Origin of the sequence: Prochlorococcus sp. MIT 1318 (genome assembly GCF_047304505.1) — a bacterium.
Classification (GTDB): Bacteria; Cyanobacteriota; Cyanobacteriia; order PCC-6307; family Cyanobiaceae; genus Prochlorococcus; species Prochlorococcus marinus_D.
The window spans coordinates 240,972-253,978 of record NZ_CP138958.1; the positions used below are offsets into that span (position 1 = coordinate 240,972).

The window sequence follows — 13,007 nt, forward strand, 5'->3', positions numbered from 1 at the left end:
GCCTATGAATTGATCACGCATATAGGCTCTAAAGAGCTTAATACTTCAAGGTCTATTACCACTAGTTTGGGCGGGGTAAAGCTCATTAAAAAACTCACCAAGGCCAATCGTAACGCTACGCACAGCATTCATGAATTGCGGATCATTCGTAAGCTTTTCCACATCTCCACCCACTGCATCAAACTTTTTAGTAAGCGAGCGAGCGTAACTCACAGTCTGCTTGAGATCATTAACTGTTTTCGGGTTATCGAATGCTTCAACCACATTGTTGATATGGCCGGTTGCCAGATTGAGATTGTTAATCATCGGTTCAGCTCGAGCCACCTCATCCTTGAGCTGACTCATTAATTTGGAGACATCTTCGGCGGTGCTCTCAATCTGCTTGGTGGAATCAACCAAATACGTGACCAACTTCTGCTTCTCTACCTCTTGCAGAATGCGCTCAAGTGTCTCTGTCACTGAAGAGATACTCACCGGAGGCTCACCCAAAATCGTTGCCCCGTTACACAACACCTTGCTGCCAGAACAATCCATTGATCGAGGCAGGGGAGCATTAGCAGACAACGGCTGACCAAGACTCACCAACGCCACCTGAGAATCACCCCCAAGCAATGAACTAGAGGCCACCTTGGCGACAACCGGCTTTGAAAGGCGCAGATCACCCTTATTGATTTCGAGGGTGGCCCGCACAGCTTGGGAAGTCACATCGATTTTGACGACAGTGCCCACCAAGATGCCGCGATAAGTCACGGGGGAACGTTCAGCAAGACCGGTTGCATCGGGGAAGTTCACCTTGATGCTCCAAACCTTGGCGCCAAGACGCACACCCCTTAACCAGAGCAAGGTTCCTGCAAAGGCAACCACTGCTCCAACGATGGAGAATCCGACAATCGCATCACGAACGCTGCGTCGCATAGACATCAATGCTCTTCAGGTTGCATTGGCCCGCGAAGACTACCGGTACGGAACTGTTCAACATAAGGATTATCCGTCTTACCGTAGTCCTCTATAGAGCCAGCCCAGTGAAACTTGCCTCCATAAAGCATCACCACCCTTTCTGCAGAACGTTCAATTGTGCTGCGTACATGGCTCACCACTACCGAACAACCTCTGGCCACGGTGGTGGTCTTAACAATTAAATCTTCAATTCGTGTGCACGCCACAGGATCAAGGCCAGCAGTTGGCTCGTCATAAAGCAATAACGGCATCGCTCCGCTCTCCCGATCAGGATCATCAATGAGGGCCCTAGCAAAACTTACTCGTTTCTGCATGCCACCACTTAGCTGGCCTGGAAGCAGATCAGCCACATCGTAAAGCCCTACAGCTTCTAGACAAGCCATAGCTCGCTCACGAATCTCCTTCTGCTTAATGCGCCCCCCCCGCATCAACAAAAACCCCACGTTCTCCTCGACCGTGAGGGAGGCCAGCAACGCTGGATTTTGAAAAACAAGGCGCACATCAGGGGGTTGCTCCTGATCAAGACGCAAATAAGCCTGCTGCTCACCAAAGAGACGAAGCTCTCCGCTCGTAGGCAACTCCAAACCTGCCAGCAACCGCAATACCGTGGACTTACCAGCACCAGAGGGCCCCACGACCGCCAAGCGTTCCCCAGGCTGCATGACCAAGTTGACCTGATCAAGCACTGGCCATTGTCCCCACTGCATGGTGAGATCACACATCTCGACCACGGGGGTGGCTTTTGACACAAATACCCTGTGCTGGGAACCGAGTCATTGTGCCCGGGATGTCGAAGAAGGAAAGCTTTCGTACAGTTGCCTTAAAGACCTATGGCCGATTTGTCCCCGCGCATGTGACCTCGACCAAACACCGCTTTACTCAGAGCCGCTCTCATCAGCACCGCGCCAGTATCAAAGGGATAAAGGCTGCTAGCGAAAGGGGTCTAATGATCCGTTCTCGCAGAGCAATGAGTTGGCTGCTACCTGGACTGGTCGTCAAGCGCTGGCTGCTCACTTCGGGCCTGGGCCTTCTTATGGCACTTCTAGGAGCAGCCATCTGGGCAGACCTCAAGCCCATCTACTGGATCATCGAGACCCTCGTCTGGCTACTGGGAACAATCACAACTGTGCTGCCACGCAGCATTACAGGTCCTTTAGTGGTCTTAATCGGAGCCGCCCTAGTGCTATGGGGACAAAGCCGCAGCTTTGGCTCGATCCAACAAGCACTAGCGCCCGACAAGGACACCGTGCTCGTTGACGCCCTTCGTGCCAAAAGCAAACTCAACCGCGGCCCTAACATCGTCGCCATCGGAGGTGGAACAGGCCTCTCCACTCTGCTCAGTGGTCTGAAGCGCTACAGCAGCAACATCACAGCGATAGTCACAGTGGCTGACGATGGCGGCAGTAGCGGAGTCCTGCGTCGCGAACTTGGTGTTCAGCCCCCAGGCGACATTCGCAACTGCCTGGCTGCACTCTCAACCGAAGAACCCCTGCTCACACGACTGTTTCAATATCGTTTCTCAGCAGGTAGTGGTCTAGAGGGCCACAGCTTCGGCAATCTCTTTCTCTCTGCACTATCAGCCATCACGGGCAATCTAGAGACAGCCATCACAGCGTCTAGTCGAGTCCTCGCAGTTCAGGGTCAGGTCGTTCCCGCTACCAATGCAGATGTACAGCTCTGGGCAGAACTGGAAAACGGCCAGCGCATTGAAGGGGAATCAGCGATCGGCAAGGCCCCAAGTCCAATCGTGAGGCTTGGCTGCTTGCCCGCACAACCGCCAGCCTTGCCCCGCGCCCTAGAGGCAATCTCTAATGCAGACCTAATTCTTCTAGGACCTGGCAGCCTCTATACATCCCTATTACCCAATTTGCTTGTACCGGCCTTAGTTCGAACCATCCAGCAGAGCCGAGCACCGAAGCTTTACATCTGCAACTTAATGACTCAACCCGGCGAAACAGATGGCCTGGATGTTGTTGGTCACCTAAGAGCAATCGAAGCCCAACTCGCCAGCCTGGGCATCAGCCAGAAACTATTCAATGCCGTATTGGCCCAGGATGACCTAGGAGAATCCCCATTGGTGAAGCACTATCAAGCACGAGGCGCTGAACCGGTCAACTGTGATGCTCAAGCACTCATCGCCAAGGGCTATGAGTTGATGCAAGCTCCATTGCAAGGGAAAAGGCCTCGCGCAACACTGCGCCATGACCCACGCAGCCTTGCACTAGCGGTGATGCGCTTCTATCGAAAGTATAAAAAGAATGCTCAATAAGCATCCTGCATCTCATAAAAGTCTGGCTGCACATAATCTTTCCGCAGTGGCCAGCCCTTCCAGTCTTCAGGCATTAGCAACCTTTTCGGATGGGGATGTCCCTCAAAGTTGATGCCGAACATGTCAAAGGTTTCCCGTTCCTGCCAGTCAGCTCCGCGAAACAAGCCGTAGATCGATGGGAGCGAAGGTATGTCTTCACGGGATAAAAACACCTTAAGGCGTACCTCACGGACCTTGGCTGCTTCCGACGACGAATCTCCCACTCCCATCTTTGCAACCATTTCAGCCATGGCCACGAGATGGTAGAAGCAGACCAGCTGCTGGCCAGGGCCTTCGTCATAGCCACCCTGGCATTGAAGATAATCAAAACCATCAGCCTTGAGAGCTGCAACGATCACCTGCAGGAACATCGACTCCACACCAATCACCTCCACACCAAGATGATCAGGATCAAGCAACTGATGTTCAAAACCCTGCTTATTGAGCCAGCGGCTTACAGGTCCCGGTTCCGGACCCGCCGGCACCGGGGGGGTGGAAGGGGTCTCGCTCATGACTCGTAGGTTGATGAAGACTGAGAAGCTGGGCTGGCATCAATTTCAGAGGTGTTCAACTCCGCAGCCATTGGTAGGCCAGCACCAGGCGTCAAGGCAGCTTTCTGGGTATCAGCACTCAAATAGGCCCCGGTGACAATTGGCTCAACTCGCTTCATTTGATGGGGCACTGTGAAGTAGCGGTGGGTCTGGGCAATCTTGATCCGCTCAGCAACCGATTCATCACCCACTTTTTTACGTAACTTGATCACCGCATCAAAAATTGCTTCAGGGCGAGGTGGGCACCCTGGGAGATACAGATCTACGGGGATGAGCTTGTCTACTCCACGCACAGCGGTAGTGGAGTCAGCACTGAACATGCCACCAGTGATTGTGCATGCACCCATAGCAATCACGTATTTAGGCTCAGGCATCTGCTCATAAAGCCTGACCAGGGCTGGAGCCATCTTCATGGTCACCGTGCCCGCAACGATCAGGAGGTCAGCCTGCCGAGGAGAGCTTCGGGGCACCAAGCCAAAACGGTCAAAATCAAAACGTGATCCAATCAGAGCCGCGAACTCTATAAAGCAACACGCGGTGCCATACAGCAACGGCCAGAGACTGCTAAGCCGAGCCCAATTGTGTAGATCGTCCAGGCTTGTGAGAATGATGTTCTCACTCAAGTCACTGGTCACACTGGGAGCGCCTACGGGGCCACAACTCGCGGCACGCAAGTCACGTACGGCATCGATGGAGGGGGTCACTGACATGAAATCAACTCCACTCGAGGGCACCCTTCCGCCAGGCATAAGCCAGTGCAACAAGAAGGATGGCAATAAAAATAAGGGCTTCGATGAAAGCCAATAGACCTAAGCGATGAAATGCCACAGCCCAGGGATAAAGGAAAACGGTCTCCACATCGAAGATGACGAAAACTAAAGCGAACATGTAGTAGCGAATGTTGAACTGAATCCAGGCACCACCAATGGGCTCCATCCCTGATTCATAGGTCAGCTCCCGCTCGCCGGTACGACTGCGAGGCGCCAAAAGCTTGTTGGTGACAAGCGCCAAGATCGGTACTGCTGCTGAGATCAGCAGAAAGCCGAGAAAAGCGTCATAACCCGGCAGCGCAAACATGGACAAGTACGACTTGCTAATCAGTCTGGCATTCACTGCCATGGGCTAACGCCGATAGAGTTATCCCACCTGACAGTGCAGCTGTGAGCGACAAAACCACACCTGCCGAAGACTCGACAGAAGCCGAATCAGTTGCTCAAACTGACGTTCATGGCAATGCCACAGACACCATCGCCTCAGCAGAGTCCGACACCGATGAGCTCACCCATCGCTTTGAGTGCCGCAGTTGCGGTTACGTCTATGACCCAGAAGAAGGAGTAAAGAAGCTTGGCATCACTTCCGGAACAGCTTTCCAGGATCTCGATCCAACCAACTTTCGCTGCCCCGTATGCCGTGCCCGCATCGACGCCTTCAAAAACATCGGTCCTCGCAGTGCTCCTAGCGGCTTTGACCAAAATCTCAACTACGGCATTGGCGTCAACCGCTTAACACCCGGTCAAAAGAATGTCCTGATCTTTGGAGGCCTGGCATTGGCCTTCGCCTTCTTCCTCTCCCTCTACTCGCTGCGTTAACGCATCCCTCCCATGAGCCGCCTGTTCTCGAACCTTTTCAACCTTCTGCTGATTGCGGCCATCGGGTTCGGCCTCAGTGGATGCGTCACCAGCCGGCTTCCGGTCGCCAGCACCAGCCCATGGCAACCCTTGGAGTTGAACACTGAGTCAAATCCACTGGACATCAGTTTCTCTGATGCCAACCACGGCTTCGTTGTTGGTACCAACCGCTTAATCATGGAATCAAATGATGGCGGTGTCAGCTGGAAGAAACGCAGCTTGGATCTTGAAGAGGATGAAAACTTCCGGCTCATCAGTATCGATTTCAACGGCAATGAGGGTTGGATCGCTGGGCAGCCTGGGCTGGTGATGCACAGCACTGACGCAGGCAAGAACTGGTCACGCCTGAAGCTTGAAAACAAACTCCCAGGGGATCCATATCTGATTACCAACCTAGGTCCCAATAATGCTGAGCTTGCCACCAACGCAGGTGCCATCTATCGCACAAGCGATGGTGGCACCACCTGGAAAGCAACTGTGAGTGAAGCGGCCGGTGCAGTGCGCGACCTCAGGCGCAGTGCAGCTGGCAATTACGTGAGCGTGAGTAGTCTCGGCAATTTCTTCTCCACCTTGGATGTAGGCCAGGATGTTTGGCAAAACCATGAGAGGGTGAGCAGCAAGCGGGTGCAGAGCCTGGGTTATCAACCCAACGGTGAACTATGGATGGTGGCCAGGGGAGCCGAGATCCGCCTAAACGATCAACCCGGAAACGTCGACAGCTGGGGGAAAGCGATTATTCCAATCACCAATGGCTACAACTACCTAGATCTGTCCTGGGATCCCAACGGGGGCATCTGGGCATCGGGCGGCAACGGAACTCTTATTAAGACTCTGGATAACGGAAAAAACTGGCAGATCGATCCCATGGGCGACACACAGCCCTCGAACTTGATCAGGATCCTGTTCGACACCAGTTCTGAAAGCCAAGCCAAAGGGTTTGTTCTTGGGGAACGAGGCCACCTTCTGCGCTGGGTGGGCTAAGGCTTGACCTTCAGCCAAATGAGCAACGCTCTGTAACCATGCCGTTCACCAGACGCAGTGTTGAGGCTCAGCCTTATAGGATCTAAAAGCTGATACGCCTGAGGCCATGGCTGCTGGCTCCACCGGGGAACGCCCTTTTTTCGAGATCGTCACTAGCATCCGCTACTGGGTGATCCACGCCGTTACCCTGCCGTCGATCTTCCTCGCCGGCTACCTGTTTGTGTCCACGGGCCTTGCCTATGACACATTCGGCACACCTCGCCCTGATGCCTATTTCCAGGCAAGCGAAAGCAAGGCTCCTGTCGTTAGCCAACGCTACGAAGCCAAATCCCAACTCGACCTGCGCCTGCAATAAGCCATGGCTCAATCTTCTTCTGCACCTCTTCAAGCGCTTAACGTCCGTGTCTATCCGATTTTCACGGTGCGTTGGCTCGCTGTACACGTCCTGGGTGTACCCACAGTGTTCTTTCTTGGCGCCATAACCGCCATGCAGCTCATCCGTCGCTGATCCCACTCCCAAACCATGGAGCAAAACCCAAACCCGAACAACCTGCCGGCAGAACTGAACCGCACCAGCCTTTACCTAGGGCTTTTGCTGGTTTTTGTGACAGCCGTGCTGTTTACCAGCTACTTCTTCAACTAAGGGATCTGAAGCATGAGTACGAAACTTAAAGGCCCTGACGGACGCATACCTGACCGTCTTCCTGACGGCACTCCAGCCGTTTCATGGGAACGCCGTTGGACAGAAGGGTCCCTACCCCTATGGTTAGTTGCCACAGTCGGCGGTATGGCAGTCCTCTCAGTCCTAGGGCTCTTCTTCTTCGGCTCCTTCACTGGAGTAGGTTCAGCCTAATTTAGAGTCAAGATTCTGTGTGTAAACCCTACCTAGCAGGGTGGGGATTTACATGCAGAGTTAGATCTTCTAAAAAACAAAAACTGACCATCAACTACCGCCAAACTCGCCCCAATAAGGCCTTGTAAAGAGGTCAAGTTTGCGGCGGGTTTTGTCAGTTACATGTTTTTTGGCGGTTAGCAAAGCATCTTCCAAAGCATTGTGAGCTGTGCTGACGGGACGAATATCTGCAACCATTTTGGCTGTTGCCCGAACGATCTTTGTGGCCAACTGTGCATTGGCCCTCAGATTTGCAAGCACCATCTCTACAGTCACGCTGTCATGGTGACCATGCCAACAATCGTAATCAGTAACCATTGATAAAGAAGCATAGGCAATCTCTGCTTCCCGAGCCAGGCGAGCCTCAGTGTGATTGGTCATTCCGATCACCATGCAGCCCCAACTCCTATACAGCTTCGATTCAGCTCGAGTGGAAAAGGCCGGACCTTCCATCGCCAGATAGGTACCACTACGATGCAATTGGCGTCCATCCGGCATCAGGCTTTCGCCAACATCCGCTAACAAGCGAGACAGCGTGAGGCAAAAAGGATCAGCCATTGCCACATGAGCCACCGCCCCATCTCCAAAAAAAGTCAGTGGTCGCTGATGAGTCCGATCAATGAATTGATCAGGTACCACCATGTCTAAGGGGCGTACCTGTTCCTGCAATGAACCAACTGCTGAAGGCGAAAGGATCCAACGCACACCAAGCGAACGCATCGCCCAAATATTCGCTCGATAGGGAACTTCCGTAGGCAAAAAAGTGTGATTACGCCCATGGCGAGCAAGAAATACCACCTCCATACCGTCAAGGTTGCCGAGTCGAAAAGCGTCCGAAGGCTTTCCAAAGGGAGTATCAATCTCCAATTCTTGAATGTTCTCAAGGCCTTCGATGGAATAGAGACCACTGCCTCCCAAAACTCCCAAACGAGCGCCTTCGAGAGAAGAAGTTGTGAGGCGATTCAACTAACGTCTTTCAGCTTTAAATAGCATAGCCCGTCAATAACTCGATCAATACTTATAGCCTTCAAGGGTTTCATGCAAACAACTGATAGCCGAAGCGTTACATCAAGTCATGAGTTTAATTAGCAAATATTGATTCAACCTTCAAAAAATTAACTAGCCAAGGTCTCCAGCAGAAAGAATTCATCAATCCCTGAGATCACTTACAAAGTGTTTACGATCAAGATGCATGCACCCACGTGAAATAACAATTAAATGATTCAAGTGGGCAAGCATCTAAAGAGCCACCTTGATCCACTGCGTTGGGTTGAACCAGAACAAATCCTAACTGGCTTAAAAAACATTTTAGACCCTGACGGCAAGGCTTATTTTGATAAGGTTAATTTAAAAAAGAGTTAACTCATAAACACAAGAGGCCCTAACCCAGGCTTAGGTTAGACCAGCACTAATGCTTTCATTCAGCCCAAGAGATTACTGGCCCAGAAATAATCAACAGACCACACTTGAGCTAATCTTCAACCATGACTTCAATACATTGAGCCTTGCTGCGAGCAAGGCTCAATGTATTAGTAGCCAAATATCGCAATGGGCGATTGCACCAGGATGAATTAGCCATGCAACCTGACTGCTTTAAGAATTAGGATCCGCCCAGGCATAACATCGACTCGATCAACACTACCCAGGATCATCTAACTAGTGAAATGTCATGAACATTGATGGCACAGCCTGGCGCACCATCTGGCTTGAAAAAGATGGGCATTCAGTCGGCGTGATCGATCAAACCCAACTGCCCCACAAGTTCAGCACCCTCAAGCTCAGCAACTGCCAAGAGGCCGCAACCGCAATTCGCACCATGGTGGTGCGTGGGGCTCCATTGATCGGAGTCACCGGGGCCTATGGATTGATGCTGGCCCTACAAGAAGACCCCAGCGATGACGCCCTAGAGGTTGCCTTTAAGCAACTCAATGCCACCCGGCCAACAGCAGTCAATCTGCGCTGGGCCCTCAAACGAATCCGCGATAAAGTAAAACCGCTTCAACCAGCTAAGCGGGCAGAGGCCGCCAGAGCCGAGTCTGCCCTCATTGCCGAAGAGGACGTGGCCATGTGTGAGGCCATCGGCAACCATGGCTTAGCAATCATCCAAAAGCTTGCTGCAGGCAGACCAAGTGTGCGACAAAAAGAGCCCATACAAGTGCTCACCCACTGTAATGCTGGCTGGCTAGCCACCGTTGATTGGGGGACCGCGCTAGCACCGATTTACAAGGCCCACCGGACTGGCCTAAACATTCATGTATGGGTTGACGAGACACGCCCCCGCAACCAGGGCGCAAGCCTCACTGCCTACGAACTAGGTCGTGAAGGCGTACCCCATACCGTGATCGTGGATAACGCGGGTGGGCACCTCATGCAGCAAGGATATGTTGACGCAGTCGTCGTAGGTAGCGACAGAACCACACGCAGCGGTGACGTGTGCAACAAAATCGGCACCTATCTCAAGGCCTTAGCGGCCCTAGACAACGGCGTGCCCTTTTATGTGGCCCTACCCGGCTCAACAATCGACTGGTCAATCTCGGAAGGGCTCGCAGAAATCCCTATCGAAACCCGCTCGGCGATGGAAGTGACCCACATCCAAGGACGAAATAAAAATGCTTCTAGCAACAACCAACTCACCACCGTGCAACTCACTCCCAATCAAAGCGAAGGATTCAACCCTGCTTTTGATGTAACCCCTGCGCGCCTCGTAACGGCCATAATCACCGAACGCGGAGTCGCGGCAGCAAGCGAGACGGGTCTCATGGAGCTTTACTGCGATGATTAGAAATTAAAACCAATGAATACAAATTATCACTACGGAAAGCTTGATCAATGACTAATCAAACCCAAGGTCATCTTTAATCATAGAAAAATCTTCACAGCAGCACTCAATCTGCAATATCCATAGATGCCAAACATGAGACGAATTGAAATCACTAAGACCGACTCAACTTACACACTAAAATACAAGAAAGATCCTTGCATTTCTACTTCCCAAGGCTGGGCTGGAACCCATGCAAAAGGAGGAAATCTTCATCGATATTAAATGCTTTGGAAAAGACATGGCATTGCACATAGCAAGCTTTCATTCCTCAGTTTTACATCTTCCCAACACAAGAGTCAAAATAATTCATTAGATCCAGAGCTCAAAAAAAATCAACAGAAGACTGCTCGGCTTGACATGAATAGCAAACATTATACTCTGCTATATATGGCTCCACAATCATTTAAAATGGCTAACCATCCTAGGCTTCAGAAATTTTATATCGACATCTTTTTCATCTACAAAGCCCAAACAAAACAGCACTTGCAAAATAACCAATCAGGAAAAGTTTAGCCATCTAGCTGAGAATCTCTTCAGTCAACACTTCATGCCAAGGAATTATGATTCTTCGCATGGCAATATCTCAACGAACTGCCTAATATAGCTTTTACCTTTAAACATCAGCAAAGGAGAAGACAGAGGAACTTCCGCCTGACTGAAGTAACGTTCCCGTCGATACGCACCAATCAATGACGTGCCAAAACCGCTGGTCGGATGCCGAGGCACAAGCTGCCATCAAGTCTTACGCCGCGCAGGACGTCTCTGAAGACCTGGCTCTGCGCACTTACACAGCCCGTCTGCTCGGCTCCGATCCCCAGCTGGTGCTGCATGGAGGAGGCAACACCTCGGTTAAAACCAGCTGCATTGGATTGTTTGGCGATCACATACCAGTGTTGTGCGTGAAGGGCTCGGGCTGGGACCTATCAACCATCGAGCCGGCCGGCCATCCTGCTGTGCGATTGGAGAACCTGCAGGCCCTGAGAGATCTACCTGCACTTAGCGACGAAGACATGGTTGCAGCTCAACGCAGCAATCTGATCGATCCATCGTCACCCAACCCTTCAGTTGAGGCACTACTCCACGCGTTCTTACCTAGCAAATTCGTCGATCACACCCACGCAGTAGCTGTTTTAGCCCTAGCAGATCAACCAGATGCCGAACAGATCTGCCGTGAAGTTTACGGTCGACGTGTCGCAATTGTTCCCTATGTCATGCCTGGCTTCCAACTAGCATTAGCTGCCATCAATGCCTACGAACAAGCAGAAGTAGAAGCAGCCAAAGCGGGAGTTGAACTTGAGGGGATGGTGCTTCTCAAGCACGGCTTATTTTCGTTTGCTGCTACAGCACAACAAAGCTACGAGCGAATGATCAACTTGGTGCGTGAGGCGGAAGAGCGTCTTGGCGAAACCCCAACGCTTTGCCTACCACCACCAACCAATCCAGCACCTAAAAAAAACATCGCTGCAATTCTGCTGCCACTGTTACGGGGTGCTCTTGCTCAATCAGCAGCTGTGCATAACGCTCCCCAACGTTGGCTTATCGAGTTGCGCTCAACCCCACTGGCACTTCAACTAGTCAACGACATTCACCTTCAAGACTGGTCTCGCCGTGGAGTCGCTACCCCCGACCACGTAATCCGAACCAAACCCTGGCCTCTCATTCTCAAAAAGCCTCCGCAACTCCAAGGAGATGAAGCGATTGAATCCTGCCCAGTGCTGGAGGAATGGCTCCACTCAGCAAAACTGGCATTAGAGAACTACATCACCTCATATCAGGATTACTTCGATCGCCAGAATTCTCGTGTTGGTAGCCATAAACAACACCTCGATCCACTACCAAGGCTGATCGCAATCCCTGAACTTGGCCTGGTTGGTCTAGGCCGTTCAACAGCAGAAGCCAATGTCACCGCAGATATTGGTGAGGCCTGGGCCGCCACACTGATAGCAGCTGAATCTGTCGGACGTTTTCAACCAGTCAACGAGGCAGACACCTTCGAGATGGAGTACTGGAGTCTCGAGCAAGCAAAGCTCGGCAAGGGCAAAGAAGCACCACTGGCACGCCATATTGTGTTGGTCACTGGTGGTGGCGGTGGAATTGGTGCAGCGATCGCCCTTGCCTTCGCCAAGCAAGGTGCACAAGTTGTCGTACTTGACAAGAATGGTGAAGCAGCAACAACGACTGCCAAAGGCTGTGGCGCAAGCGCTCTCGGACTGAAGTGCGACCTTACCAATGCTGCTGAGGTTCATGATGCATTCACGACAATTGCAGCTTGCTTTGGGGGCTTAGACATCGTGGTATCCAATGCTGGTGCGGCTTGGAGCGGAGACATTGCCACGCTTCCAGAATCCAAGTTGCGAGCAAGTTTCGAGCTCAACCTATTTGCTCACCAGCACGTTGCACAATCTGCAGTTCGCCTGTTTCGAGCCCAGGGCAATGGAACGACAGAAGCCAGCAAATCCTTAGGCGGACAGCTGCTCTTCAATGTCAGCAAGCAAGCGCTAAACCCAGGCCCTGGTTTTGGAGCCTACGGAATTGCAAAAGCGGCATTGCTAGCACTTATGAAGCAATACGCCCTGGAAGAAGGGCCCTCAAGCATTCGCTGTAACGCCATCAATGCAGATCGGATTCGGTCCGGCCTGCTCGATCAAGCAATGATTCGAGAACGAGCGGAAGCGCGCGGCATCAGCGAAGCCAGCTACATGGGTGGGAACTTGCTCGGTGCAGAAGTCCGAGCAAGTGATGTGGCGAATGCTTTCGTAGCATTAGCCTTAATGCCGCGAACCACTGGTGCATTACTGACAGTAGACGGCGGAAATGTTGCGGCGATGGTGCGTTGACGCCTACATGCACATGCATGTCAAGCTATCGA

16 protein-coding genes are annotated in these 13,007 nt (G+C 52.0%); 10 read left to right on the forward strand and 6 right to left on the reverse strand.

Annotated elements, in window-relative coordinates; translation table 11 throughout:
- Positions 1-45: 45 nt before the first annotated feature.
- Both SIB66_RS01360 and SIB66_RS01365 read right to left on the reverse strand, forming a co-directional pair.
- Entirely contained in the window at positions 46-921 is an 876-nt protein-coding gene (locus SIB66_RS01360; RefSeq protein WP_063407329.1) for an MlaD family protein, read from the reverse strand.
- Positions 921-1,664, reverse strand: a complete 744-nt coding sequence (locus tag SIB66_RS01365; protein WP_063407678.1) for an ABC transporter ATP-binding protein — start codon at positions 1,662-1,664, stop codon at positions 921-923. The genes SIB66_RS01360 and SIB66_RS01365 overlap by 1 nt, the downstream gene beginning before the upstream one ends.
- Before the next feature lie 239 nt (positions 1,665-1,903).
- Here SIB66_RS01365 and SIB66_RS01370 point away from each other — a divergent pair, with 239 nt between their 5' ends.
- Positions 1,904-3,226, forward strand: coding sequence for a gluconeogenesis factor YvcK family protein (locus SIB66_RS01370; protein WP_063407679.1), 1,323 nt, complete (start codon positions 1,904-1,906; stop codon positions 3,224-3,226).
- Here the strand turns inward: SIB66_RS01370 and SIB66_RS01375 are convergent.
- Genes SIB66_RS01375 through SIB66_RS01385 form a run of 3 tightly spaced genes read right to left on the reverse strand, consistent with a single transcriptional unit; the run spans position 3,220 to position 4,893 of the window.
- A complete protein-coding gene (locus SIB66_RS01375) occupies positions 3,220-3,777 on the reverse strand; it encodes an NAD(P)H-quinone oxidoreductase subunit J (RefSeq protein ID WP_063407330.1) in 558 nt (185 codons plus the stop codon). The genes SIB66_RS01370 and SIB66_RS01375 overlap by 7 nt on opposite strands.
- Positions 3,774-4,526, reverse strand: a complete 753-nt coding sequence (locus SIB66_RS01380; protein ID WP_063407331.1) for an NADH dehydrogenase subunit K — start codon at positions 4,524-4,526, stop codon at positions 3,774-3,776. Before SIB66_RS01380 ends, SIB66_RS01375 begins: the two co-directional genes overlap by 4 nt.
- 4 nt (positions 4,527-4,530) lie before the next feature.
- Positions 4,531-4,893, reverse strand: coding sequence for an NAD(P)H-quinone oxidoreductase subunit 3 (locus SIB66_RS01385; RefSeq protein ID WP_011131259.1), 363 nt, complete (start codon positions 4,891-4,893; stop codon positions 4,531-4,533).
- Positions 4,894-4,976: 83 nt separating this feature from the next.
- Between SIB66_RS01385 and SIB66_RS01390 the strand changes: the two genes are divergently transcribed.
- From SIB66_RS01390 to SIB66_RS01415, 6 genes are all read left to right on the forward strand, one after another.
- The gene (locus tag SIB66_RS01390; protein WP_063407332.1) at positions 4,977-5,405 is read left to right on the forward strand and encodes a rubredoxin; all 429 of its coding nucleotides are present in this window, start codon (positions 4,977-4,979) and stop codon (positions 5,403-5,405) included.
- 12 nt (positions 5,406-5,417) lie between these two features.
- Entirely contained in the window at positions 5,418-6,425 is a 1,008-nt protein-coding gene (locus SIB66_RS01395; protein WP_063407333.1) for a photosynthesis system II assembly factor Ycf48, read from the forward strand.
- A 106-nt stretch (positions 6,426-6,531) separates the two neighbouring features.
- Complete coding sequence (gene psbE / locus SIB66_RS01400; RefSeq protein WP_011131262.1) at positions 6,532-6,780, forward strand: cytochrome b559 subunit alpha; 249 nt, start codon at positions 6,532-6,534, stop codon at positions 6,778-6,780.
- A gap of 3 nt (positions 6,781-6,783) precedes the next feature.
- The gene (psbF, locus tag SIB66_RS01405; RefSeq protein ID WP_011131263.1) at positions 6,784-6,933 is read left to right on the forward strand and encodes a cytochrome b559 subunit beta; all 150 of its coding nucleotides are present in this window, start codon (positions 6,784-6,786) and stop codon (positions 6,931-6,933) included.
- A gap of 15 nt (positions 6,934-6,948) precedes the next feature.
- The gene (locus SIB66_RS01410) at positions 6,949-7,068 is read left to right on the forward strand and encodes a photosystem II reaction center protein L (RefSeq protein WP_011131264.1); all 120 of its coding nucleotides are present in this window, start codon (positions 6,949-6,951) and stop codon (positions 7,066-7,068) included.
- Between the two features lie 12 nt (positions 7,069-7,080).
- A complete protein-coding gene (locus SIB66_RS01415; RefSeq protein ID WP_011827107.1) occupies positions 7,081-7,278 on the forward strand; it encodes a photosystem II reaction center protein J in 198 nt (65 codons plus the stop codon).
- 90 nt (positions 7,279-7,368) lie between these two features.
- Here SIB66_RS01415 and mtnP read toward each other — a convergent pair whose 3' ends face one another.
- The gene (gene mtnP / locus SIB66_RS01420) at positions 7,369-8,283 is read right to left on the reverse strand and encodes an S-methyl-5'-thioadenosine phosphorylase (RefSeq protein ID WP_063407334.1); all 915 of its coding nucleotides are present in this window, start codon (positions 8,281-8,283) and stop codon (positions 7,369-7,371) included.
- 261 nt (positions 8,284-8,544) lie between these two features.
- On the opposite strand from mtnP, the gene SIB66_RS01425 reads away from it, so the two are divergent.
- The 3 genes from SIB66_RS01425 to SIB66_RS01435 all read left to right on the forward strand — a co-directional run bounded on the left by SIB66_RS01425 (position 8,545) and on the right by SIB66_RS01435 (position 12,975).
- The gene (locus tag SIB66_RS01425; protein ID WP_413681352.1) at positions 8,545-8,679 is read left to right on the forward strand and encodes a hypothetical protein; all 135 of its coding nucleotides are present in this window, start codon (positions 8,545-8,547) and stop codon (positions 8,677-8,679) included.
- Between the two features lie 307 nt (positions 8,680-8,986).
- The gene (mtnA, locus tag SIB66_RS01430; RefSeq protein ID WP_063407335.1) at positions 8,987-10,099 is read left to right on the forward strand and encodes an S-methyl-5-thioribose-1-phosphate isomerase; all 1,113 of its coding nucleotides are present in this window, start codon (positions 8,987-8,989) and stop codon (positions 10,097-10,099) included.
- A 728-nt stretch (positions 10,100-10,827) separates the two neighbouring features.
- A complete protein-coding gene (locus tag SIB66_RS01435; RefSeq protein WP_063407337.1) occupies positions 10,828-12,975 on the forward strand; it encodes a bifunctional aldolase/short-chain dehydrogenase in 2,148 nt (715 codons plus the stop codon).
- Positions 12,976-13,007: the final 32 nt, after the last annotated feature.

What these genes read in the sequence shown, in the direction of transcription:
- SIB66_RS01410 (WP_011131264.1), top strand. Translation starts at nt 6,949, where the DNA reads ATGGAGCAAAACCCAAACCCGAACAACCTGCCGGCAGAACTGAACCGC.
- SIB66_RS01395 (WP_063407333.1), top strand. Translation starts at nt 5,418, where the DNA reads ATGAGCCGCCTGTTCTCGAACCTTTTCAACCTTCTGCTGATTGCGGCC.
- SIB66_RS01365 (WP_063407678.1), bottom strand. Translation starts at nt 1,664, where the DNA reads ATGCAGTGGGGACAATGGCCAGTGCTTGATCAGGTCAACTTGGTCATG.
- psbF (WP_011131263.1), top strand. Translation starts at nt 6,784, where the DNA reads ATGGCTCAATCTTCTTCTGCACCTCTTCAAGCGCTTAACGTCCGTGTC.
- SIB66_RS01380 (WP_063407331.1), bottom strand. Translation starts at nt 4,526, where the DNA reads ATGTCAGTGACCCCCTCCATCGATGCCGTACGTGACTTGCGTGCCGCG.
- SIB66_RS01385 (WP_011131259.1), bottom strand. Translation starts at nt 4,893, where the DNA reads ATGTTTGCGCTGCCGGGTTATGACGCTTTTCTCGGCTTTCTGCTGATC.
- SIB66_RS01360 (WP_063407329.1), bottom strand. Translation starts at nt 921, where the DNA reads ATGTCTATGCGACGCAGCGTTCGTGATGCGATTGTCGGATTCTCCATC.
- SIB66_RS01415 (WP_011827107.1), top strand. Translation starts at nt 7,081, where the DNA reads ATGAGTACGAAACTTAAAGGCCCTGACGGACGCATACCTGACCGTCTT.
- SIB66_RS01370 (WP_063407679.1), top strand. Translation starts at nt 1,904, where the DNA reads ATGATCCGTTCTCGCAGAGCAATGAGTTGGCTGCTACCTGGACTGGTC.
- SIB66_RS01375 (WP_063407330.1), bottom strand. Translation starts at nt 3,777, where the DNA reads ATGAGCGAGACCCCTTCCACCCCCCCGGTGCCGGCGGGTCCGGAACCG.
- psbE (WP_011131262.1), top strand. Translation starts at nt 6,532, where the DNA reads ATGGCTGCTGGCTCCACCGGGGAACGCCCTTTTTTCGAGATCGTCACT.
- SIB66_RS01435 (WP_063407337.1), top strand. Translation starts at nt 10,828, where the DNA reads ATGACGTGCCAAAACCGCTGGTCGGATGCCGAGGCACAAGCTGCCATC.
- mtnA (WP_063407335.1), top strand. Translation starts at nt 8,987, where the DNA reads ATGAACATTGATGGCACAGCCTGGCGCACCATCTGGCTTGAAAAAGAT.